General features: G+C 36.6%; 25 protein-coding genes. 21 read left to right on the forward strand and 4 right to left on the reverse strand.

The features are described from left to right. The 16 genes from AWW78_RS05155 to AWW78_RS10720 all read left to right on the forward strand — a co-directional run. The coding region (locus AWW78_RS05155; protein WP_047134466.1) for an AAA-type ATPase lid domain-containing protein at positions 1-452 on the forward strand (452 nt) is incomplete at its 5' end. After that, positions 449-985 (forward strand): dCTP deaminase, encoded by a 537-nt coding sequence (dcd, locus tag AWW78_RS05160; protein ID WP_047134467.1) that lies wholly within the window; start codon positions 449-451, stop codon positions 983-985. The genes AWW78_RS05155 and dcd, both read left to right, overlap by 4 nt. Before the next feature lie 140 nt (positions 986-1,125). Continuing rightward, entirely contained in the window at positions 1,126-2,205 is a 1,080-nt protein-coding gene (locus tag AWW78_RS05165) for a D-alanine--D-alanine ligase family protein (RefSeq protein WP_075426133.1), read from the forward strand. Positions 2,206-2,250: 45 nt separating this feature from the next. Next, complete coding sequence (locus AWW78_RS05170; RefSeq protein ID WP_047134468.1) at positions 2,251-3,285, forward strand: D-alanine--D-alanine ligase family protein; 1,035 nt, start codon at positions 2,251-2,253, stop codon at positions 3,283-3,285. Further along, positions 3,260-3,733: a GNAT family N-acetyltransferase gene (locus AWW78_RS05175; RefSeq protein ID WP_047134469.1), complete on the forward strand. Its 474-nt coding sequence runs from the start codon at positions 3,260-3,262 to the stop codon at positions 3,731-3,733. The genes AWW78_RS05170 and AWW78_RS05175 overlap by 26 nt, the downstream gene beginning before the upstream one ends. A 15-nt stretch (positions 3,734-3,748) precedes the next feature. Beyond that, positions 3,749-4,876, forward strand: a complete 1,128-nt coding sequence (locus AWW78_RS05180) for a KamA family radical SAM protein (protein ID WP_047134470.1) — start codon at positions 3,749-3,751, stop codon at positions 4,874-4,876. Between the two features lie 175 nt (positions 4,877-5,051). Further along, positions 5,052-5,744, forward strand: coding sequence for a porin family protein (locus AWW78_RS05185; RefSeq protein WP_075426134.1), 693 nt, complete (start codon positions 5,052-5,054; stop codon positions 5,742-5,744). A 16-nt stretch (positions 5,745-5,760) separates the two neighbouring features. Next, positions 5,761-6,384, forward strand: a complete 624-nt coding sequence (locus tag AWW78_RS05190) for a phosphatase PAP2 family protein (protein ID WP_075426135.1) — start codon at positions 5,761-5,763, stop codon at positions 6,382-6,384. 21 nt (positions 6,385-6,405) lie between these two features. Then, entirely contained in the window at positions 6,406-8,130 is a 1,725-nt protein-coding gene (gene polX, locus AWW78_RS05195) for a DNA polymerase/3'-5' exonuclease PolX (protein ID WP_047134484.1), read from the forward strand. 1 nt (position 8,131) lies between these two features. Beyond that, the gene (locus AWW78_RS05200) at positions 8,132-8,662 is read left to right on the forward strand and encodes a hypothetical protein (RefSeq protein WP_047134471.1); all 531 of its coding nucleotides are present in this window, start codon (positions 8,132-8,134) and stop codon (positions 8,660-8,662) included. Positions 8,663-8,758: 96 nt separating this feature from the next. Then, on the forward strand, positions 8,759-9,610 hold the full coding sequence (gene panC / locus AWW78_RS05205; protein WP_047134472.1) for a pantoate--beta-alanine ligase: 852 nt from the start codon (positions 8,759-8,761) through the stop codon (positions 9,608-9,610). A 26-nt stretch (positions 9,611-9,636) separates the two neighbouring features. Next, complete coding sequence (gene panD, locus AWW78_RS05210; RefSeq protein ID WP_047134473.1) at positions 9,637-10,026, forward strand: aspartate 1-decarboxylase; 390 nt, start codon at positions 9,637-9,639, stop codon at positions 10,024-10,026. 17 nt (positions 10,027-10,043) lie between these two features. Further along, entirely contained in the window at positions 10,044-10,838 is a 795-nt protein-coding gene (locus AWW78_RS05215) for a sugar phosphate nucleotidyltransferase (RefSeq protein ID WP_075426136.1), read from the forward strand. Continuing rightward, positions 10,838-11,485 carry a hypothetical protein gene (locus AWW78_RS05220; protein ID WP_047134474.1) on the forward strand — a complete coding sequence of 216 codons (648 nt, stop codon included), beginning with the start codon at positions 10,838-10,840 and terminating at the stop codon, positions 11,483-11,485. Before AWW78_RS05215 ends, AWW78_RS05220 begins: the two co-directional genes overlap by 1 nt. 3 nt (positions 11,486-11,488) lie before the next feature. Then, on the forward strand, positions 11,489-12,310 hold the full coding sequence (locus AWW78_RS05225) for a class I SAM-dependent rRNA methyltransferase (RefSeq protein WP_244884390.1): 822 nt from the start codon (positions 11,489-11,491) through the stop codon (positions 12,308-12,310). Then, positions 12,300-12,659, forward strand: coding sequence for a class I SAM-dependent rRNA methyltransferase (locus AWW78_RS10720; RefSeq protein ID WP_244884392.1), 360 nt, complete (start codon positions 12,300-12,302; stop codon positions 12,657-12,659). The genes AWW78_RS05225 and AWW78_RS10720 overlap by 11 nt, the downstream gene beginning before the upstream one ends. On the opposite strand, the gene AWW78_RS05230 is transcribed toward AWW78_RS10720, so the two are convergent. The 4 genes from AWW78_RS05230 to AWW78_RS05240 are packed head-to-tail and all read right to left on the reverse strand — an operon-like array spanning position 12,656 to position 15,464. Further along, the gene (locus tag AWW78_RS05230) at positions 12,656-14,065 is read right to left on the reverse strand and encodes an amidase (RefSeq protein ID WP_047134475.1); all 1,410 of its coding nucleotides are present in this window, start codon (positions 14,063-14,065) and stop codon (positions 12,656-12,658) included. The genes AWW78_RS10720 and AWW78_RS05230 overlap by 4 nt on opposite strands. A gap of 2 nt (positions 14,066-14,067) precedes the next feature. Continuing rightward, the gene (locus tag AWW78_RS05235) at positions 14,068-14,355 is read right to left on the reverse strand and encodes a hypothetical protein (RefSeq protein WP_047134476.1); all 288 of its coding nucleotides are present in this window, start codon (positions 14,353-14,355) and stop codon (positions 14,068-14,070) included. A gap of 16 nt (positions 14,356-14,371) precedes the next feature. Further along, entirely contained in the window at positions 14,372-14,584 is a 213-nt protein-coding gene (locus AWW78_RS10905) for a hypothetical protein (RefSeq protein WP_320410029.1), read from the reverse strand. Between the two features lies 1 nt (position 14,585). After that, positions 14,586-15,464 (reverse strand): DUF362 domain-containing protein, encoded by an 879-nt coding sequence (locus tag AWW78_RS05240; RefSeq protein ID WP_320410030.1) that lies wholly within the window; start codon positions 15,462-15,464, stop codon positions 14,586-14,588. A gap of 85 nt (positions 15,465-15,549) precedes the next feature. Here AWW78_RS05240 and AWW78_RS05245 point away from each other — a divergent pair, with 85 nt between their 5' ends. The 5 genes from AWW78_RS05245 to AWW78_RS05265 all read left to right on the forward strand — a co-directional run. Continuing rightward, complete coding sequence (locus AWW78_RS05245) at positions 15,550-16,950, forward strand: MFS transporter (protein ID WP_075427467.1); 1,401 nt, start codon at positions 15,550-15,552, stop codon at positions 16,948-16,950. A 65-nt stretch (positions 16,951-17,015) separates the two neighbouring features. Beyond that, a complete protein-coding gene (gene asnS / locus AWW78_RS05250; protein WP_047134485.1) occupies positions 17,016-18,314 on the forward strand; it encodes an asparagine--tRNA ligase in 1,299 nt (432 codons plus the stop codon). 9 nt (positions 18,315-18,323) lie between these two features. Beyond that, a complete protein-coding gene (locus tag AWW78_RS05255) occupies positions 18,324-19,217 on the forward strand; it encodes an ABC transporter ATP-binding protein (RefSeq protein WP_047134478.1) in 894 nt (297 codons plus the stop codon). A gap of 243 nt (positions 19,218-19,460) precedes the next feature. Then, on the forward strand, positions 19,461-22,484 hold the full coding sequence (locus tag AWW78_RS05260; RefSeq protein ID WP_047134479.1) for a site-specific DNA-methyltransferase: 3,024 nt from the start codon (positions 19,461-19,463) through the stop codon (positions 22,482-22,484). After that, on the forward strand, positions 22,477-24,022 hold a 1,546-nt coding region (locus AWW78_RS05265; protein WP_047134480.1), incomplete at its 3' end, for an AAA family ATPase. The genes AWW78_RS05260 and AWW78_RS05265, both read left to right, overlap by 8 nt.

Here is a 24,022-nt window from a genome sequence, read left to right on the forward strand (position 1 = left end):
AGAGAAAGGAGGACATACCAAGTCTTGTCATGAGCTTTATTATGGAGTTTAATAAGAAGTTTGGTAAAAATTTCACGGGTGTTGACGATAAAGCAATGGAAATGTTGCAATCTTATCACTGGCCCGGAAATATCCGTGAGCTTCGCAACACTATAGAACGAATAACACTTATTGAAAACGACACAAAAATTAGAGCTGAGCACTTAACTCATTTTCAATTTCAAAAAGCTGAAATCCATGCTAACAACGAGAATGAATTTGTTTTAAAAATACCGCCAACGGGAGTAACCATGGATAAAGTTTTGCGAGAGCTTATAATTCAGACGCTGAGGATAACAAATGGCAATCAAATTCAAGCAGCGAAAATTCTTGGGATAACCCGTTCGAAGTTAAGATATAGAATGGAGCAGTTAAAAATTGAACAAAAGAAAATAATTTCGGGAATGAGATGATATTGAGCGACAAAAGAATTCTTGAGGAGATTGAAAAGGGCAATATTGTAATTGATCCATTTGATATAAACTGCCTTGGGACAAATAGCTATGATGTTCATTTGGGCGAGTGGATGGCTGTTTACAAGAATGAGATACTTGATGCGAAGGTTGAAAATGAACTTGAATATTTTAAAATTCCGCCTGAAGGCATAATTCTTTACCCAAACAAACTCTATCTTGGGGTCACGCTTGAATATACAGAAACCCACGGATTTGTTCCCTTCCTTGAGGGTAAATCGAGTGTTGGACGGCTTGGGATTGACATTCATTCAACAGCTGGCAAAGGCGATGCTGGATATTGTAATCATTGGACGCTTGAGATCTCGGTTAAACAGCCGGTTAGAATTTATGCTGGGATGCCGATCGGACAATTGATCTATTTTGAAATTTCTGGTGAGATCTTAACACCATATAACAAGAAGAAAACAGCAAAATACAACCAGCGTTCCAACAAGCCGATCGGCTCGATGATGTGGAAAAACTTTCGGTGAGTTGTTAACATATTAAACACCAACTATCGGGCTTTTCAGCGTCGTTAACTTCGGAGTTATCCCTTTAAACACTTGACAATTTCAAAAAATTTTTTATATTTATAAGTGAGAACTGATTTAAAACAAAGTTTAAATCGTTTATGCATGTTGGTCTTGTGTTTAACTTGAAGAAAGATAGATCTGATGATTCAAACGGGGATGACTCGTTTAGTAGTGTTAAGTTCTTAAATAAGTTAAACACTAAACAAGGCGAAATCACCTTCGACGACACCTACGCTGAGTGGGACACATGGGAGACAATAAACGCAGTTAAGCTTGCCCTTGAGGAAAATCACACCGTCACTTTAATAGAAGCTGATGAGGATGTATTTGAAAAGTTAAGAAAAACCAGACCAGACATCGTTTTCAATATTGCTGAAGGATTTCATGGGGTAAGTAGAGAAGCTCAAGTTCCAGCAATACTTGAAATGTTAAACATACCTTATACGGGAAGTGATCCATTGACGCTTGCTATTTGTCTCGATAAAGCACGAACTAAGGAAATTTTATCCTATCATAAAATTCCCACTGCAAAATTTTTTGTTGTCGAAAATCTTGATGAGTTTGATGGAAACATTGATCTCGAATTTCCACTTATAGTTAAACCACTTCACGAGGGCTCAAGCAAAGGAATTTTTAATTCATCCGTAGTTGAAAACAATAGAGAATTGCTTTCCGAAATAGAAAGGGTTTTAAGAACATATAACGAACCTGCTTTGGTTGAAGAATTTTTGCCGGGCAGGGAATTCACGGTTGCGATTCTTGGAAATGGAAAAGAGGCTAAAGTTTTACCGATAATTGAAATTAAATTCGACTCCCTTCCAACTGAGGCGAAGCCGATTTATTCATTTGAAGCAAAGTGGATTTGGGATACACCTGAAAAACCGCTTGATATTTTCCAATGCCCCGCGGAAATAGATGACAAGCTTAAAGAAATGATAGAAAAAATAGCGCTTTCAACATTTAAAATTCTGCGTTGCAGGGATTGGTGTAGAATTGACATGCGACTTGATAAGAATGGAATTCCAAACATCCTTGAAGTTAATCCATTACCCGGTATCCTTCCAAACCCAGAAGACAATTCATGCTTTCCAAAAGCAGCACGTGCAGCGGGGTTGACCTACAACCAAATGATAAATGAGGTTCTAAATACAGCCTTAAAAAGATATAGGATGATTTAAAAGTAATTGACAATCAATCATCGAAATAAAAATAACGGCATTATTATGTTTAAAGGGCTGGAAATAACGGTTATATATAACGACCCTATGATGATTGAGCCAAAACCTGAAGTTATCGATGCGTCGATCACAGAAGTCCGGAATGAAATTGAGTTTATCGTTAATTCACTTGAGGATGCTGGCTTTAGGGTTAAAGTTCTCCCGGTTTATAATTCACGACGATTTATATCTGATTTGTTAAACTTAAAGACAGACCTGATATACAACTTTTGCGAGATGGTTGAACTTGAGTCAATAGAGGAAGTCTTTGCAGCTGGATTATACGAGCTTTTGAGGATTCCGTATACAGGGGCTCCACCTATGACGCTTGGGCTTTGCCTTGATAAAGCGAGGACAAAAATTGTACTCTCATATTACAACATCCCAACCCCTAAATTTGAGGTGTTCAAAGAGCCATTGAATGGTTATGCTAAGGTCAATTTAAATTTCCCGCTGATTGTTAAACCTGTTCGTGAGGATGCAAGCGCTGGGATAACGAAGGAGTCAGTTGTTTATGAGGTAAAGGAACTTGAGGAGCGAGTTGAATTTATTATAAAGTCGTTTAAACAGCCAGCTGTTGTTGAAGAATTTATTGATGGCAGAGAGATAAATGTTGCAATTTTGGGTAATAATCCGCCGATTGTTTTACCTATTTCTGAAATTGATTTCTCTAAACTACCTGAACATTATCCGAAGATAGTGAGCTATGAAGCAAAATGGATTCCAAATACAGAATATTACGAGAAGACGATACCTATATGTCCTGCTCCGCTTGAGCCTGAGCTTGAAGAGAAGGTTAAAGAAATTGCCCTGTCCTGCTACAGGATAACTGGGTGCAGGGATTATGCGAGAGTAGATATGAGAATTGATAAAGATGGGAATCTGTATGTCCTTGAGGTGAATCCGAATCCCGATCTTTCGCGCAATGCGGGATTTATGAGATCGGCTTCTGTTTATGGGTTAACACCTGCAGAAACAATTGTAAAAATAGCCGAGATAGCGCTTGAGAGAAGCTATGCAAATAAGGAAGTTCAAAAATAAAGATCGGGAGAAAATCATAAAAATTTTAAATGAGACGAATATGTTCACTGAGGAGGAGATAAATGTGGCGATTGAAGTAATTGATGATTTTTTGGCAAGGCAGGAGGAAAGCGGATACGAGATTTATAGTGCAGTCGATGATGAAGATGCTTCGATCGGTTATATATGTTTTGGTAAGAGACCTTTAACACAAGGGACTTATGATGTTTATTGGATTGCGGTTGATCCATCTTTGCAAGGGAATGGAATTGGGAAAAAGTTAATGAAATTTGCTGAACAAAAAATAAAGGAAAAAGGAGGGAATTTAATTCTTGTAGAAACATCTTCACAGGAAAAATATTTAAAAACCAGGTTGTTTTATAAAGCGTGCGGGTATGAGGAAATTGCCCGCATCAGAGATTTTTATAAAAAGGGAGATGATTTAACAATTTTTGCAAAATATATTTAAGGAGGAAAAACTCTTATGGAGCTCTGGCAAGAGCTATTAAGAAAAAGTCTTGAAACCGCCGAGGATTTTGCGGAGGTCTTCGGGGTAGATAAAGATTTAATGAGAAGAATAAGTGAAAAATACCCCGTAAGAATTAATCCTTATTATTTGAGCCTGATAAGATACAAAGGGGATCCAATATGGCTTCAGTGTTTTCCGAGCCCAGAGGAACTTGCAGATGAAGAAATGCCTGAGGATCCGCTCGATGAGGATGCAATGAGCCCTGTTCCAAGCATTACGCATAGATATCCCGATAGGGTTCTTTTCCTTGTGACGAGCCAATGTTCTATGTATTGCAGATTTTGTACGAGAAAGAGAAAGGTTGGGGATTCAAGCAAAATAAGTATGAAATTCATTCAAGATGGAATTGAATATATAAGAAATCACCCTGAGGTAAGGGATGTCATCTTATCAGGTGGTGATCCTCTGATGCTTACAGATTATATGCTTGAGAAAATTATAAAAGCATTAAGGGAAATTCCGCATGTTGAGATAATAAGAATAGGGACGAAGATGCCATGTGTTCTTCCACAGAGGATAACTGAAAATCTTTGTAATATGCTGAAGAAATATCATCCGATTTATGTTAACACTCATTTCAATCATCCTTGGGAGATAACGCCGGAGAGCAAGCGCGCTTGTGAGATGCTTGCGGATGCAGGAATCCCCGTTGGAAATCAAACTGTGCTTTTGCGCGGGGTTAATGACGATCCGTATGTGATGCAAGATTTGATGAAGAAATTATTAGCAATAAGAGTTAGACCGTATTACATTTATCAAGCGGATATAACCCGCGGTGCAAATCATTTCAGAACCCCGATTAAGGTTGGAATTGAGATAATGGATAAACTTCGCGGGCATATCTCTGGCCTTGCTGTTCCATACTATGTTATAGATGCCCCAGGTGGTGGCGGCAAAATTCCAATTTTGCCACACTATGTCATAGCCCATAATGAAAGTGAAATTATCTTGAGAAACTTCAGATATGAGATCTATGTCTATCCCGATGTGAAGGAAGATGAGATTGAAGAAATAGTATATGAGCCCAAGCCAACCGCTGAGCCAAGGAAGATTGTCGAGAGAAAGAAATGGCTTGTTGAGTAGCAAATAAAATTTTGTCTTGGGTGAAGCATTGGGGCAGGGATAAATCCCTGCCCTTTTCATTTTTTAAGAAATTTTTTATTTTACCAATGGAAATAGTTCTTTTTTAAATGGAACTTAATCTATTTTGGGTTGGTTGGATTTTTTGAGCAAAAAAATTTATAACGAGGTGTTTTCAATGAAAAAATTAATTTTAAGTGTAATAGCGCTTTTAATTTTTTTAAACTTACTTTATTCACAGGACAAAAAGGTTAAACCCCCATCGGCGAGGGATAGCATTATAGTTTACGATTCCCCTTCGGATTTTAGGCTTGTTGATACAGTTGGGTTTAAAAAAGCATGGGGGATTGATCTTTCCGTTGCAAACAATGGCTTTGCATTTGGAACATTTTATAAGTATAACTTGAGGGATGTTTATTCTCTTCACATAGTCTTTAATTTTATGACTGCGAAGGATAAAAATGAGGTTGAATATATAGACCCATGGACTGGTCAGACATTTGTCCCGAACAAGGTTAATAGAATAATGGTTTTGCCTATTTCTTTATCGTTTCAATATCGCCTATTTAAGGATGCGCTTGCTGATAATTTTAGGCCGTTTCTTACAGTTGGGGTTGGACCAACTTTGATTTTTACAACCCCATATGAGAAGGAATTTTTCAACAGTTTGAAATATGGAAGGGCTCATTACACGGTTAATTTCTATGTGGGTGCAGGTGCATATATTGGCCTTGATCCAAGGACGATAAGCGGGCTAAGTGTGAGGTATTACTTTATTCCTTATCCGAAGGGGATTGAATCGCTTCGCAATAAACCAATAAAAGAATTTGGTGGGATAAATCTTACGCTTAGCTTTGGTGTTAACTTTTAAATAAACAAAAGCACATATGAGATACGCCGAAAGATTTTTAAGCCGTATAGATAAGCAAAGGGCAGCAGAATTTTTATCAATTATTTTTGCACCCCAAATTGTGAGTTTCATTTCGTTTCTTTTTATATCACTTTACCTTGAGCAGAGCATTAAAATGAAGATTATCTCAGCTTTCACCACAATTTCTTTCACATCAATTTTTCCATCGATGTTTGTTTACTATTTGCTTTACAAAGGTAAAATAGATCATCCGTTTGTTCCAGAGCGTGAGCGAAGAACAATACCATATTTTTTTGCTGTGTTAAGTGCGTTCGTTGGATTTTTGATTTTGCTTTATTTCAAGTCGCATTGGCTTATATTAGCTTCACAATGGTGTTATGTTTCCAACACTTTTTTAATTTTGCTGATAAACTCAAGATGGAAGATAAGCGCACATTCTGCTGGATTAAGCGGTCCTTTAAGTGTTCTCGCGTGGATATTTGGTTATAAAGCGATGCCTTTGTTTTTGTTAATCCCACTTGTTGGATGGTCTCGGTTATATCTGAGGGCGCACAGCTTCTGGCAAGTTGTCGGGGGCGCGGTTTTGGGTATTGTTTCAACTTTTGTTCAAATTTATCTTTTCTCAAAGATATTTGGATAAATTCAAATGGGAGAAGAAACCGTGGATAAAAAATTTGTCGCAGAGATACTCGATGAAATTGCGGATATCCTTGAGTTAAAAGGTGAAATTGAATTTAAAGTGATGGCATATAGAAAAGCGTCAAGGATCATTCGCGAAGTTAAGGGTGATCTGAAAGAACTTGTTGACTCTGGTGAACTTGCGAAAGTTAAGGGCATCGGTCCAAATCTTTTTGAAAAGATAAAAGAAATTGTAGATACAGGGCATTCAAAATATTACGAGGAACTGAAAAAATCCATTCCCGAGGGATTGTTCGAACTTCTTCAGGTTCGTGGGCTTGGTCCAAAAAGGATAAAAGCAATTTACGAAAAACTTGGGGTCACAACGCTTGCAGAGCTTGAATACGCATGTAGAGAAAATCGTCTTCTCAAGCTTGAAGGTTTTGGCAAAACTATACAGGAGAAAGTTTTAAAGGAGATCGAAAGATTGAAGCGAAGTGCTGAATACCATCTTTTATCTTCTGCTCATGCGGTTGCTGAGTTTGTTGACTCATTTATTCGTTCGAACCTTGACGTAATTGACTTCACGATCACTGGAAGCTGGAGACGAAGGAAAGAAATTATAAGAGATATCGATGTTGTGATAAACGCCAAAGAGAAAGATTTTAAAGGAATAAAAGAGACAATTCAAAAGAAATTTCCGAGTGCCAAAATTCTTTCCGTAGATCATAACTTTATAAGTTTGATTTCGGAATTTGGGATGCAAGTTGATTTTGTACTTGCCGATGAGGATTACGCTTTTAAAGTTTTTTACACAACAGGGAGTAAGGAATTTTTAAGCAAGATTGGGGAATATTTTCTTAAATCAGGGCTTAAATTGAATAGCGATGGGATATTTAAAAATGGAGAGAAGATCAAATTTTCGAAGGAAGAACAAATTTTTAACAAACTTGGAATAAGTTTTATACCGCCCGAGCTGAGGGAAGGACTTGATGAAATTGATCTCGCTTTAAAAGGGGAAATACCTGAATTGTTAAACGAAAAAGATATAATTGGGATTTTTCATGTTCATTCAACCTACAGCGATGGCTCAGATACGCTTGAGGATATGATCGCTGAGTGCGAAAGAGTTGGACTTAAATTTGTTGGGATTGCAGACCATAGCAAATCAGCTTATTACGCAGGTGGTTTAACTGAGGATAGGCTCGAACAACAGTGGAATGAGATAGATAACTTGCAGAAAAAATTTAAGATAAAAATCCTGAAGGGAACCGAGGTTGATATTCTCCCTGATGGTTCGCTTGACTATTCAGATGAAATTTTATCTAAGTTCGACTTTGTGATCGCTTCAATTCATAGCAGGTTTAAGATGACTGAGGAGGAAGCGACGCAGAGGATTATAAAAGCGATGAATAATCCATATGTCACAATTCTTGGACATCCGACGGGACGACTTCTTCTTGGAAGAGAGGGATATCCAGTTAATATGAAGAAAATAATTGATGAAGCTTCAAAACTTGGAGTTGCGATTGAATTTAACGCAAATCCACATAGACTTGATATCGATTGGAGATTTATAAGATACGCAATAAGTAAGGGCGTTAAAATAAGCATAAATCCAGATGCACATGCAACTGGTGAAATTCATTACACATTTCTATCGCTTGGCACTGCTCGAAAGGGGATGTTGACAAAAAGCGATGTGTTGAACGCTATGAGCGTTGAACAAGTTCAAAACTTTTTAAAAACACATCGCTTAAAGAAGTAAAATGAAGGAGAAGTTGCTCATTTTTCTTTTGATTTCCTGTTTTAACTCTTTCTCACAGCAGAAAAGTGTGAAACTTGATCTTCAACTGCTTAAAAATGCAGCTTACTACACAATTTTTGGGGATACGACGGTAAAACTTAAAAATGGAAGTTTTGTTCTTGAGGAAAGAGATAAAGACGGATTTCTTGTAAATTATCTTTCGGTTGATTTATATGAGGAAAAAATAGCGATGGGTGATGTTGATGGAGATGGTGATGTTGATGCGGTTGTAATTTTGAGATGTTCAGGTGGTGGGAGCGGTACTTTTTACGAAGTTGCGGTTGTATCAAATGAGAATGGCAAGCCGAGATATTTAACGGGGGAATTGCTTGGGGATAGGATAAAAGTGAATTCTGTAAAAGTTCTTCAAGATGGTTCAATTCTGCTTGATATGATTGTTCATGGACCTGATGATCCACAGTGTTGTCCAACGGTTCAAAAAGTTCAACGCTATAAAATTTTGGATAGCAAGCTTCAAATTATGCAACGATGAGAAGTTGCATTGGGGGATTGAATTTGGTATTGTAAAGTTTTATTGTTAATTTTGTGTTGAAATTGAAGCATCGGGACAAGAAAAAATCGCGAAATTATGCGAATTATTAAAAAGGTTAAGGAGATGCAGAAAGTTGCAGATGATTTGAGAAGGGAAGGTAAAATTATAGGCGTTGTCCCGACGATGGGTTATTTGCATGAAGGGCATTTAAGCTTGATACGTCTTGCTAAGGAGAAAAGCGATGTTGTTATAACGACAATTTTTGTCAACCCATTGCAATTCGCACCACATGAGGATTATGATAGATATCCAAGGGACTTTGAAAGAGATGTAACGCTTGCACAATCTGCGGGATGTGATATAATTTTTTATCCAAGCGTCGATGAAATGTATCCGGAGAATTTTTTAACCTATGTCGAGGTTGAAAAATTAACGAAAGTTCTTGAGGGCGAATTTAGACCAACTCATTTCAGAGGCGTGACGACTGTTGTCGCGAAGCTTTTTAACATAACCAAACCACATATTGCAGTCTTTGGGCAAAAAGATGCTCAACAGGCGCTAATTATAAAGCAGATGGTTAGGGATTTGAACTTTGATATTGAAATTATCGTCGCCCCGATCGTTCGTGAGCCTGATGGCCTTGCTATGAGCTCAAGAAATGTGTATCTTTCTGAAAGTGAGAGAAAAGATGCGACGGTCCTTTATGAAAGTTTAAAACTTGCGGAGAAGTTGATTAGTGAAGGTGAACGGGATTCTGAAATCATCATTGCAAAGATGGAGGAACTTATAAAATCAAAGCCAACTGCTAAAATTGATTATATCGCTATCGTTGAGCCAAACACACTAGAAAGAGTTCAAAAATTGCTCGAGGGTAACGAGTATTTAATAGCGCTTGCAGTTAGAATCGGAAGCACAAGATTGATCGATAATACGATTGTTAAGGTATAATTTGTAAACAAAACTGAGAATGCCGAATGACAATTTACCGTGAGATGTGCAAATCAAAAATTCATGGAGCTATTGTAACACAGGCTGAACTTTATTATGAGGGAAGCATAACAATTGATGAAGAACTTCTTGAAGTAGCTGAAATTTTGCCTTATGAAAAAGTTCAAGTTGTAAACATAAATAACGGCGCAAGATTTGAGACATATACCATCCCCGGCGAAAGGGGGTCTGGAATAATTTGCCTTAATGGACCTGCAGCACGGCTTGGGGCTGTGGGGGATCAAATAATTATCATATCTTACGCTCAATATCCGGAGGACTTGGCTTTAAACCATAAACCTAAGGTTGTCATACTTGACAAAGAAAATAAAATTAAGCAAATTGTCTACGGGAGTATAGGCGAAGTTGTAAAGTAAAAAAATTTGGAGGTTAAATGCCGGAATTTTTTTATCATTCTAAGCATCCCCGCAATCTTGCTACTGTCATACTTGCAGCTGGGAAGGGGACAAGGATGAAAAGACCTGACATCGCAAAAGTGATGTTTCATCTCAATGGTGAACCGATGATAAAAAATGTCGTTAATCTCGCTGTGAAAATTGGCTCTGACAGAATAATTGTCGTCGTCGGGCATTATAGGGATGCGGTTATGGATTATGTTAAGAAAATTGCTCCATCGGTTGAATTCGCAATTCAAGAAGAACAGCTTGGGACAGGACATGCTGTTATGCAAACTGAAAAAATGCTAGAAAATTTCAACGGTGATGTGCTTGTTCTGTCTGGGGATGTTCCGCTTTTAACGGTGAAAACCATCAAAAAGCTTTTAAATTATCACTTCGAAACCGATGCCGTTGCAACTGTTTTAACTGCCGAAGTCGACGATCCAACTGGCTACGGTAGAATAATTAGAAATCCCGATGGATCCGTTGACAGGATCGTTGAACATAAAGATGCGACGGAGGATGAAAGAAAGATAAAAGAGATAAACTCAGGGATTTATGTTTTCAAAAAGGAACCACTTTTTGAGGCTTTGAAACATATCACTCCCAATAATGTTCAAGGTGAATATTACTTGACAGATGTTTTCTTCTATTTTTCACATCACGGCATGAAAATTTCAGCCCTAAAAGCCGAAAGTTGGGATGAAATTCATGGTATAAACACGATTGAACAACTTGAGAAGGCAAGGGAAATCCTTGAGCGTAGAAAACAACTTGGCTTTGAAGAATAATGAAAAGGTTTGGATTGTTTATATTTTTTCTTTCGATTTTACTTGCTTTGATTCTATTTGTCTTGGTCGAAAAGAAACAAGAGTTTATAGAAACTGAGAAAGCGAGCGCACCTTACACCGTTGAATATGTTAAGAATTTAATCTATAATTCAAGTTTTGAAGTTGGGCGTGGGGATAAAGCGGATGGCTGGATTTTTATAGGTTCAAGTGAAAAAGTTTATTTTGAAAGGGATCCAATAGAAAGGTTTGATGGAAAATTTACTGCAAATATAACTTCTGATGACCATTTCGCAAAAGCATTCCTTGCTCAGGAAGTTAAAGATTTTCCAAAGGAGAAAAAATTCATTCTCTATGGCGCTGTTAAAACCTATGGTGTTGATACCGCATTTTTGAGAATTGAAGTTTATGATACGCTTGGGAATTTGAAATCTTTTAATTCGACAGATTTTTTGAATGGAACAAATGATTGGAAGGTTTATACCTGTGCCCTTATCGTTGGGAAAGATGCTGAGAAAATAGAAGTTAAGTGTGTTTTATTTGGGAAAGGTAGGGCATGGTTTGATGATGTTGAACTTGTCGCTGTTAAATACGAAGAGAAAGATTACCCGTTTTGGTGGAGGTATTGGACAAGACAATTTGCAAAGTGAAAGATGGGAAAGGTTGTTTTAAGAAAGGGTGGGGATAAAAGAATTTTAAAGGGTCATCTCTGGATTTTCAGCAACGAAATAAAAGAGATAAAGGGTAACCCTAAAATTGGCGATATTGTCGAAATCTATCAATATGATGGTGAATTTTTTGGAGTTGGTTTCTTTAATCCGCATTCTCTTATTTCGGTAAGATTGTTAAGTAGGGAAAAGATAGAGATTGATCACAATTTCTTTAAAGAGAGGATTTTAAGTGCGTATAAGTACAGGAAAATTCTTTATCCGAATTCTGAGACATTTAGGCTTGTTCATGGTGAGAGCGATTTTTTGCCGGGACTTGTCATTGACAAGTATAATGATTTGCTTGCGGTTCAAACTTTTTCGTATGGGATGGATTTAAGATTGAATTTAATTTGCGATGTTCTTGAGGATTTGTTCAAACCGACCGGGATAGTTGAAAGAAACGAGTCACCATTGAGGGAGCTTGAGGGACTTGAGAATAGGAAAAAGATTTTGCGCGGTGATGTAAAAGATACGATTTTTGACGATGACGGTGTTAAGTTCAAAATTGACATTCTTTCAGGACAAAAGACTGGTTTTTATCTTGATCAGAGGGAAAATAGAAAAGTGATGAGAAGGTTTGTTAAAGGTAAAAAGGTTCTTGATTGCTTCACGAATGAAGGTGGGTTTGCGTTGCACTGCGCTTATGCTGGAGCCGAAAATGTTGTTGGGGTAGATGTTTCGGATACAGCAATTGAAAAAGCGAAGGTAAATGCTGATTTAAATAACCTGAAAAATGTTCAATTTGAAGTTGCAGATGTTTTTTGATAAGCTTCGTGAATATTTAGGTAAAGGTGAGAAATTTGATGTTGTTATCCTTGATCCCCCATCGTTTACAAAAAGTAAAAGAAGCGTAAAGTCTGCCCTTTCAGGATATCGCGAGATAAACTCAACGGCGATGAAAATTTTAAACCCTGGTGGTATTCTTGCAACCGCGTCTTGTTCCCATCACATTAGCGATGAAATGTTTATGAATGTTATCATTGAAAGTTCCATTATGGCGAGGAAAAAAATTCGTTTAATAGAATGGCGTGGCGCATCCCCTGATCATCCTATCTTACCATCGATGCCAGAGACGAAATATCTTAAGTTCGGAATTTTTCAAGTCATTGATTAATCATCTATCGGCGGTCTTTTAAGATGCCAATGGGTTCTATCTTGATAAGCGTTCGCGATTTGAATTAATGTTTTTTCGCTTAATGCTTTTCCCATGAATTGAATTGATGTTGGTAAATTGTTTTGTCCAAATCCATTAGGCAAACATATGGCAGGAACGCCGGCTACGTTTCCAGCTGGAATTAAAGCAGGACCACCGCTTATACCAGGATAGGCTTTGTCAAAATCAACCCCAATTGGATAAGCAACGCTTGCCCTTGTGGGGGCAACGATTGCATCATATTTTGATAAGAACTCCTCAAGCGCTTTTCGCATCTTTTTTCTCAATCGCATAGCGTTTAGATATTCAACCGCTGAAACTTGAAGCATCGAGTATCCGCCAACTTTATCTCGTTTATTCCTCAGTTCTGAAATCTTGCCAGATATTATCAAATCATAAAATGCGCTTCCCCCTTCTGCGTCAACAATTGTTCCTACAACGATGCCCCATGGATGGTCAGGGAATTCAACATCATATTCAAGTGTTGCAAATTCAGATATAACTTTCAAAGATTCTTCAAAATTCTTTTTCACCTCTGGTTGTGCTTTATCGGTGGTCCCCTTGATCACTGCAATTTTAAGTTTTCGCTTGGGCAGTAATTTTGTTGAGTATTTGAAGTCAATTTTAAGTGTCGTTTCATCATTTGGGTCATATCCTGCGATCGCTGATAAAACTATTCCACAATCATCCGCTGTCCTGCACATTGGGCCAAGTTTATCAAGCGTCCATGATAAAGCCATTGCCCCGTGCCTGCTGACAAGCCCATAAGTTGGTCTTAACCCCGTGATCCCGCAAAATGCGGATGGAGTTAAAATTGACCCAGATGTTTCCGAACCAATAGCAAATGCCACGAGTCCAGCTGAGACAGCAGCGCCAGAGCCACTTGATGAGCCACCGCTCCAAAAGTTTAAATTCCACGGATTTCTTCCCGGACCTGTAAATGAAGCATCTGCATCATCATAGCCCATTCCTCCCGCGAGCTCAACCATGGCAAGTTTAGCGACAAGTATTGCTCCTGCGTTGTAAAGTTTCTTTATAACAGTTGCATCATAATCAAAAACTTGATTTTTATACGGTTCAGCTCCCCATGTCGTTGGGATCCCGCGCGTTGCGAGTAAATCCTTTGCACCAAATGGTATACCATGAAGCAATCCTCGATATTTACCTGACATTATCTCTTTTTCAGCTTGCTTTGCCTGTTTAAGTGCAAGCTTTTCAGTTATCGTAACAACAGCGCCAAGTTTCTCACCGTATTTTTTTAATCTTTCGATGTAAATTTTTGTTAATTCAACAGGCGAAATCTTTTTCGCCTTTATAAGCGCTGAAAGTTGACGGATTGAAGCAAAAGCGATATCTTTTTCTGTCATTTTTAACCTCTGTTTTTAACCTGAAATTTAAAATCTGGTTCTTCCCAATTTAAAAGTTTATAACTTAGCAATCTTTCCCTTCGCCTTATATTCGCTTCAATATCCTCACTAATCAATTTCATTTGGTCTTCCGAGAGCCTTTCACCATATTTCAACTTGATGATTTCAATAAGTTTTTGAATCTCATCATTGCTCTTTTCCTGCTGGCTTGAAATTTTTGGGATCATCGTGGAACCTATCACTGGGAAAGAAGCAGCGATTTTGAGAAATTTTCTTCTTTTGATCTTCATTTTCTTTACTCCTTTTTTAATCGATTTGATAATTTTCGAATAATTTTCCCCATTTTGATTCTTTTCTTAATCTCTCTTGAATTTTTTTCCCCTTTAAGGGCCACCAGATAAAATCGTGATAAAAATACGAACCGAAAACAAAAATATAGACAAGTGGCGTCCTGAAAAATAGGTATTGAATTCCCTTTAAAGGTCCAAACCAAAGTATATCACCAACCTTGCTTGCCAAATTATCGCCGACAAAAAAATTTCAAATTCACATTTGAAATATCCTCCCCCACAATCTCTATTTCTCTTGGATCCCCAACACCAAGTCCAGTTTCATGAGCAAGGCGAATATATTTTATGCTCATTGGATCAAATCCCATAATTTTTGCTGAGACAGCATCAATCGCAACTTGGTCGGCGCTTGCAAGAATATAATCTGTTTCAACAGGAATCATTGTTCTGGGTCCAGGTCCATTTCCAGCTATCGTTCCATCCATAATTGCAAATATCCCAGAATGAATTTCTTTTTGGATCGCAAGCAAATCAACAAGCGTTTCATGTATCCATGTGTGAGTATAGTGTCTTCTTGTATTTAAAAGACCACCAAACGCATTCTTCATAGCTCCTGTTGTAGTGGTATATATGTGAGTTTTCATAGTTGGAAGGTGAACGATGTTCTTACCAATGAAAAATTCGGGAATGTGTATCCCGTTGGGATAAACTTTGTTTAAAGCGAGCATTTTATGCTTTGGCTCATAACGAATCCATTTTATGTCCGTTTCAATAAAATTATACCTTTCCTCAACATTGTATTTTTTATAAATCGGTTCAAGTTTGTTTAGCTTTCCACCTTTAAATGGATTTGTAACGACTGTGTTATTATGTACAGTGACGAGTTTTTCAAAACCAGCGTTTTTCAGAGCGATTATCGTTCCTTCAAGTTGCCACGGCGTAGTGTTTGAACTTAAGTAGGGGAAATGCCAAGATATGTTATCTTTTAAAATGGTGGTAGAATTCTTATCAAGGTGCTTTTCAAAATCTGCAAGCTTCATCAGTTTCTCTATATCTTGCAAAACTGTCTCAGGTTTCGTCTTTAAAACCGCTACTTTGGAGCGAGTCATAAACAAATTTTTCTTTTTGATTTAATATAAGCCTAAAGTGTTAAAAATTCAATCTTTATGTTTATTTTTGTAAATTTGTCGGGAAATGAAAACACATAAACAAAAGCACATCTATTTGATGACCCTCGACATAGATTCATCTCGGCGTGGAATGAAATATTCAATTATTGAAGGAATATTCGCAACGGTTTTCATCGCTCTTTCAACAGGTGCATTCCTTATCGGGTATGCTTTGATGTTAGGAGCGAATGAATTTGTCATCGGGCTAATTGGTGCTATACCTTTTGTTTCACAGACAATGCAAATTTTGGGAACTTACCTTTTGAAAAGATATGAAAGCCCTCGGAGAATTGCAATAGTTGCAAGCATTTTGAATCGCTGGGTTTGGATCATCTTGATATTTTTACCGCTTTTGAATATAAGCAGTCAAGCTAAACTTCTGATTTTTCTCGCTGTCCTTTTGATTTCTTCATCGTCTGGAAATATTCTTGCAAATGTTTGGACTACATGGATCGGCGAGATTGTTCCCAAAAGCGTTCGGGGTAGATATTTTGGTAGGAGAACTGCTTATACCAATATTGTGAACATTATAATATTTTTTGTGTCTGCATTCATACTTGACCATTTGAAAAGAGACAATATAAAAATTGGCTATTTTATTATTACATCAATTTGTTTTTTAAGCGGGCTCATTACTACCTTTTTGTTCAAAAATCACCCCGATGTTAAGATCAAAATCAACCCCGATAGTTCTTTAAAAGATGAGATTCTGAAGCCTTTAAGTGATAAAGATTTTAGAAGGTTTATTTTGTTTTTTGCGCAGTGGAATTTTTCCATTGCTCTTTCCGCTCCATTTATGTCGTTTCATATGTTGAAAAATTTAAAAGTTGATTTCTCAACCATTGCCATCTTTAACATGCTCACGATGACAATTAACATTTTTATTTTGCAGTGGTGGGGCAAGTTGATTGATAAATTTGGAGCTAAAAACGTTTTGATGTTTAATGCTTCAAACATTGCTTACATTCCAGTGTTGTGGCTTCTTGCAACTCCAGATTTCTTGCTTCCACTTTATCTTGATGCGATACTTACAGGTATAGCATGGAGCGGGTTTAATCTCGCTGCATTTAATATCCCGCTTTCAAAAGCACCAAAAGAAAGTCGCTCATCTTATGTTGCGATGTTATCGATCTTCTCTGGGTTTGGTTACTTAACAGCTTCGCTTCTTGCTGGGTATATTGCGACTTTATTCAAGGATTTTTCGCTTGAGATATTTGGTTTAAAATTTATAAATCTTCATATACTCTTCTTTCTCTCTTTCATTTGCAGAATTGTGAGCGCGATAGTGTTGTTAAGAATGCCCGAGCCTAATGGAGAACCATTTTTTGCTATGGTTGATTACATAGGTTCGACAATTTATAGAGTTTTTGCAAACCTTGGTGGTATCATACCTGTTTCAAAGGCGGAGAATCAAAATCAAGAGTAAAATTGTTTTTTCTTTACGCTTTTTTTAATTTCAATTCAAAATCAAAACAAAATTTTATAAAGAGCATGGCGCCTGAGGTATACATCGAGAATCTTTCTGAGCATGTTGGGAAAGAAGTGAAAATTTACGGTTGGGTTTACAATAAAAGGTCAAGTGGTAAAATTCGATTCATTTTAGTTCGCGATGGAACGGGAATCTTGCAATGCGTAATGGCAAAAGGGGAAACCCCAGATGAAGTTTTTGATAAATATGACCTATTGACGCAGGAGACATCTTTAATCGTAAGCGGAATTGTAAACGAAGATAAAAGAGCACCCGGCGGTTACGAACTTCACATAAAAAATATCAAGATAATTCACATCGCCCAAGACTATCCGATAACGCCAAAGGAACATGGGATTGACTTCCTTATGGACCATCGACATCTTTGGCTACGCTCGAGAAGACCACATGCAATTTTAAGAATTAGACATCGCCTCGTTAAAGCGATACGCGATTTCTTCGATTCAAAAGGCTTCGTTCTAATCGATGCACCTATCTTAACGCCAGCAGCTTGTGCAGGCACGACGACACTTTTCGAAACCGATTATTTCGACCTCGGAAAGGCATATCTTTCTCAATCGGGGCAATTGTATGTTGAAGCTGCAGCGATGGCTTTCGGAAAAGTTTATTGCTTTGGACCGACTTTCAGGGCGGAGAAATCGAAAACGAGAAGACATTTAACAGAGTTTTGGATGGTTGAACCTGAAGTTGCGTTTTATGAACTTGAAGATATAATGAACCTCGCGGAAGAATTCGTTGAATATATCGTCGGGAGAGTGCTTGAGACGAGCAAGAAAGAATTTGAAATTTTGGAGCGAAATACTGAACCACTTGAAAAAATTAAACGACCTTTCCCAAGAATTTCTTACAATGAAGCAGTTGAAATTTTAAAGAATAACGGCGTAAATTTCCAATGGGGAAATGATTTCGGAAATACAGATGAAACTATAATCTCTCAGCAGTTTGAAAAACCCGTGCTCGTTCACCATTATCCAGCAGCTGTGAAAGCTTTCTATATGAAACGTGACCCTAACGATGAGACTTATGCCCTTGCCTTTGATATGCTTGCGCCAGAAGGTTATGGCGAGATTATAGGTGGAAGCCAAAGGGAGGATGATTATGACACTTTGCTTAAGCGAATTAAAGAGCATAATCTCCCAGTTGAAGCATTTGATTGGTATCTCGACTTGAGAAAATATGGAAGCGTTCCACACTCCGGATTTGGGCTTGGCGTTGAAAGAACACTTGCTTGGATATGTGGGCTTGACCATGTGAGAGAGACAATTCCATTCCCAAGGATGATTTATAGAATAAAACCATGAGGAATTAAAATGTTAACAGTTGAAAATTTAAAAAAGACATTTGCAAATATTACCGCTGTCGATGGGGTTTCGTTTGAAGTCAAACGCGGTGAAATTTTCGGGCTCCTTGGTCCAAATGGTGCCGGAAAAACTACGACGATAAGAATGATACTTGACATAATTAAACCTGACTCAGGTGTTATAAAATTCGATGGGAGAGAAATTAACGACGAAATCAAAAGTAAAATTGGTTATCTGCCCGAGGAGCGTGGGCTTTATAGAAAAACGCGCGTTCTTGAGACAATCCTTTATTTTGCTGAATTAAAAGGTATGGATAGAAGAATTGCGCTTGAAAGAGCAAGACATTGGCTTGAAAAATTTGGGCTTATCGATAGAGCAAAAAGTAAAATTGAGGAACTTTCAAAAGGAAATCAACAAAAAGTGCAGATAATAATTTCAATCCTTCATGACCCCGAACTTATCATACTTGATGAGCCGTTTGCTGGACTTGACCCGGTAAATCAAGAATTATTGAAGGATATCTTACTTGAATTGAAGAAGGAAAACAAAGCGATAATTTTCTCAACCCACCAAATGGACCAAGTTGAAAAACTTTGCGATAGCATATGCCTTATCAACAAAGGGAAGCCTGTCCTTTCCGGTTTTCTTGCAGATGTGAAAAAAATGTTCGGGAGAAACACAATTCATATCGAGTTCGATGGGGATGGCGAACCCTTCAAAAATTTGAAATATGCTAAATCGGTCAATGTTTACCCAAACTATGCTGAGATAACTGTGGAAGAAAATGTTGACCCGATGGAAGTTTTAAAGCAAATAATTGGACATGTGAATTTAAAAAAATTCGAGATAAAAGAACCATCTCTACATTCAATTTTTATCGATGTAGTAAGTAAGGGGGCATAGATAGGGGAAAGGGCTGGAGTTTTGAAAAAAATTATTGTTCTGCTAAATTTTTTTAGAGCGCATTTAGTAAGCTTGCTTCTTTATTTCTTTATAGGTTTAAACCTATGTTCTGCATCAAGACTTTATACAAAGGTTTCTTGACGCTTGTAAAAAATGAGAACTAAGAGATAAGCGACTCACAAGTAAAGGGGAGTTCTTGAAAAATAAAATTACTAAACTTGTATTAAAAAAAGAGGTAAGCATATGGAACCGATTCAAAAATTTCAGGACTTACTTAAAAAGCTTTTTCAGTTCGAAGCCTCTGATTTGGATTTTGGCATTTATCGTATTTTGAATTACAAACGAGACAAAATTGAAGAGTTTATCAACGAGGACCTTAGAAATAAAGTTGAATCTGCTTTCGCCAAACATAAAGAGAAAATATTAACCAACATAAATGAAAAGTATGAAGAGATAAAGGAAAAGGTTGTTCAGAGTTTAGGACAAAATGCTTTTACACCTACCGGCGACCTTAAAGAAGAATTCAAAAATACACCTATTGGCAGAGAGTTCTTTTCAGTGAAAGAACAAAAAGAAGAAGCAGAAAAAATTGATGAGATAAAACTTCAGGTATTCAATGATCTGTATAACTTTTTCTCTCGGTACTATGAAGAAGGTGATTTTGTTCCACAGTATCGCTATTCTATCAAAGGACACAAGTATGCTATTCCTTACAATGGTGAAGAGATAAAGCTATATTGGGCAAATTCAGAGCAGTATTACATAAAAACAGGTCTACTTTTTAGAGATTACACATTTAAAAACAGCGAGTATAAAGTTATTTTTCGGACTGTAGAAGCAAGGGAGGAATTAGGATCAAATAAAGCTACAAAAGAAAGATTTTTTGTCTTAGATGATGAAGTGCCAGTTGAATTAGGGGGCAAAACTTTAATAGTCCGTTTTCAATACAGAGAATTGACAAATGAAGAAGTAAAAAATTATGGGGTTGAAGGTGGAAGTAATATTTCAAAACAAGAAAAAATAAATGAGAAGAGTTATGAAAATATTTTGGGGAAAATTGACGATGTTAGATTAAAAGGTTTGTTAATGGAATTAAAGAATGAAAAACCAATTCTTCTTTATCAACTAAATAGGTTTACAGCCAAAAACACAAAGGATTATTTCATTCATAAAAATCTGAAAAAGTTTTTGAGTGAGCAATTGGATTATTTCATAAAGGCAGAGGTTTTAGATATTGAAACATTGGAAAAAGAGAGATTTTTAGATAAACACATTACTCGTGCCAAGGTAGTGCGCGAGATTGGGGAGGAGATAATTGATTTTCTGTCGCAGATTGAAGATTTTCAGAAGAGGTTATGGGAAAAGAAGAAGTTTGTAATAGAGACTAACTATGTGATAACGCTTGATAGGATGGGAAGTGTTGAGTTGATAGAGAGGTTGTTAAATCATTCTAATTTTGGCAAACAGGTTGAAGAATGGAAGGCTTTAGGGCTTGTAGATGATGATTTTGATAAGTGGAAGGTTTTGGAAAATAAATTAAGTGGTAAGGAACTATCAAAGAGGTATCAGTTTTTACCAATTGATACTAAATACTTTAAGGACTTAGAGTTAGAGATTTTAGAGCTTTTTGAGGATATAGACGAAGCTTTAGATGGTTTGTTAATAAAGAGCGAAAACTGGCAAGCTTTGAACTTGCTTTTGAATAAGTACAAAGAAAAGGTGCAGACGATTTATATTGATCCGCCATATAATACAGGTAATGATGGATTTTTATATAGAGACAGATTCCAGCATTCCAGTTGGCTTACAATGATGGAGAATAGGTTGAAATTAGCAAAAGAATTTTTAAGAGATGATGGAGTTATTTTTGTAAGTATAGATGATAATGAGATTAATAATCTAAAGAGTTTAATGGAGGATATTTTTTTACCGGATAACTTTATAGTAAATATAGTTTGGAAATCTCGTGATTCAGTATCTAACGATGCAATTGTTTCACAAAATCATAACTATAACTTAACCTTTGCCAAAAATCTTACAACTATTAGAAAAAGAATTGGACTTAATAATTTCAGGCTGCCACCCAGCGAAAGGGGTTTTAGTAATCCTGATAATGACCCAAGAGGACCTTGGAAAAGTGTCCACATAGAAATATCTGGAGTTCACATAAGCGAAGGATTAATTTATGAAATAGAAGATCCTTATGGCAACAAATACTATCCCAAAGAAGGGGCATGTTGGAGATTTGCGAAAGACACCTTCTTAAAATATGTTAAAGAAGGACGCATAATTTTTGATCCTAAGGGAAGGCAAAAACCCAGGTATAAATTATACCTTAATGAAATTTTAACTACTCCAACATCTTGGTGGGACGACTGCGCTACTACTACAGAAGGAACTATACTAGTTAAGTCGTTATTTGGTAAAAAGGTTTACACCAACCCCAAACCTATCGAATTGATTATAAAAATGTTGAAACTATCAAGTGCTGCGAATTCTATCATCCTTGACTTCTTTGCAGGTTCAGGAACTACTGCTCATGCAGTTATGAAACTAAACAAAGAAGATGGTGGTAAAAGGAAATTTATCCTTGTAGAAATGGCAGATTATTTTGAGACAATTATAATTCCACGATTAAAGAAGGTTGCCTACTCTTTCAATTGGAAAGATGGCAAAACACAAGATACCGATGGCATTAGCCAATTCTTCAAATACCAAATCTTAGAACAATACGAAGACACACTTGATAACATTGAATTAAAAGAAAATCAAAAAATGCTTGAGCTTTTTAAAGATCAATACCTACTCAAGTACTTCCTGGATTACGAAACAAGAGAAAGCCCATATCTTTTAAACATTGAAGAGCTTAAAAATCCTTTTGAATACAAGTTAAAAGTTAACCTTTCAGAAGTTGGAGAACCAAAGGAAATGGTAATAGATATTCCTGAAACATTTAATTATCTTTTGGGATTAAAAGTCAAAAAGATAAAAGCAAGAAAGGATGCTTCACGGAAATACTTATTTATCCTAGGTGAAAAGGAAGGGAAAAATTATGCCATTGTTTGGCGTGAGTATAAAGACAACTGGGAGGATGAAGACTTCAAAAAAGATAAGGAATTTATCATCAAAGAACTTTCGGAATGGAATGCTCAAGTAGTTTACGTGAATGGGCAAAGTGTATTGACGCCAAACTTTGGAAAACACCAGGTAGAGATTAGATATATTGAACTGGAGTTTAAGAAATTAATGGAGAAAAATTATGAATGATAAATACAGAGGCGCAGAATGGATAAGAGTTGACTTGCATCTACATTCTCCTTTTGTTAAAAGTTTCAAGTTACCATCCGGGATTAATTTAGATTCAGATAAAGAGAAAATTGTCAGAGATTATGTAAGAAAAATTAAAGAAAAAGGTATCCAAATTGGAGCAATTACAGATTATAACGGAATTCAAAAAGAATGGTTTATTCCTATAAGAGATGAAGCAGAGAAAGAAGGAATTTTAATTTTACCAGGCGTTGAGCTATCTATTTCCTTAACAGGCGGTAAATATGGACTTCACTTAATTGTCATATTTGATAACACAATTGATATAGATGGTCTAAATACTTTTCTCCATAGCCTTGATAAAGATCCACAAGAAAAACTATTAAATGGCAGAGAGCATCGGGAGATTAACTCAAAATATGAGCTTGAAGAAATGGTTAAGCTAATAAGAGAAAAATACAAATGCCTGATAATTTTTGCTCATCCAGAAGAGGATAAAGGTTTATTCAAGACTTTTTCACCAAAAGAATCGGCGAAGTATATTTCAATTATCAGACCTGATGCCTTGGAATATTTTTCAAATGATTGGAAAAGTAGATTAGTTGATACAAATGAAATAAAAAAAGAACTACTCGAAAGAATAGCAATCCTTGAAAGCTCAGACCCTAAATCTATTGATGAGATTGGAAATAAATTAAGAGATAGGAAGATACGGGCTACTTATCTTAAACTTAGTGATTTTTCACTCTCTGCCTTAAAACTTGCTCTTCATGACCCTGAAGTGAGAGTAAAACTCTACAAACCTCCTGAGATGTTTCATAGTAGAATTACCCGTGTTACCATTAATGGAACAACCTTTCTAAAAGATTTAAATCTAAATATAAATCCTGAACTTAATACATTCATAGGTGGCAGAGGAGTTGGAAAATCCGCAATCATAGAGTCAATAAGATATTGTCTTGACCTCCCAGTGTATGCTGAGGAATCACAAAAGATTGATTTTGTTTACGCAGTGGTGGGTAGCGGTGGTGAAATCAGCGTGGAAATCGATAAGTATGTGGGAACAAAAAAGACTTCATATAAAATTAGCAGAATAATCGGAAAAGAACCAGAAGTGTATATGGAACACAATGTAAAATTAGATTACAAACCGTCTGATATATTTGAAAAGGGAAAAGAACCTATAATAATTGGACAAAAGGAACTTTACCACATATCACAAGATGAAAGCTTTCTTTTACAACTAATAGACCAATTTATAGGCGATAGAATAAAAGAAAAACAGAAGGAATTTGAAAATTGCAAATTTAAATTAGAGGAAAATGGGAGAAAAATCTTAGATTTGGAGAAAAAACTTTTCAAAAAAGATGAATATGAACAGCTACTCAGAAGAATAGAATCTAAGATTAAAGAATACGAAAAACTTGGTGTAGCCCAAAAATTAGAGAGATATACCAATATTCTGGAAGACGATGAAAAGATCAATTCAGCTTATGAAAAATTTAGAGAAATTATTCAAAACATTGAAACTGCTTTAA

It is taken from the genome of Candidatus Kryptonium thompsonii (genome assembly GCF_001535985.1).
Classification (GTDB): Bacteria; Bacteroidota; Ignavibacteria; order Kryptoniales; family Kryptoniaceae; genus Kryptonium; species Kryptonium thompsonii.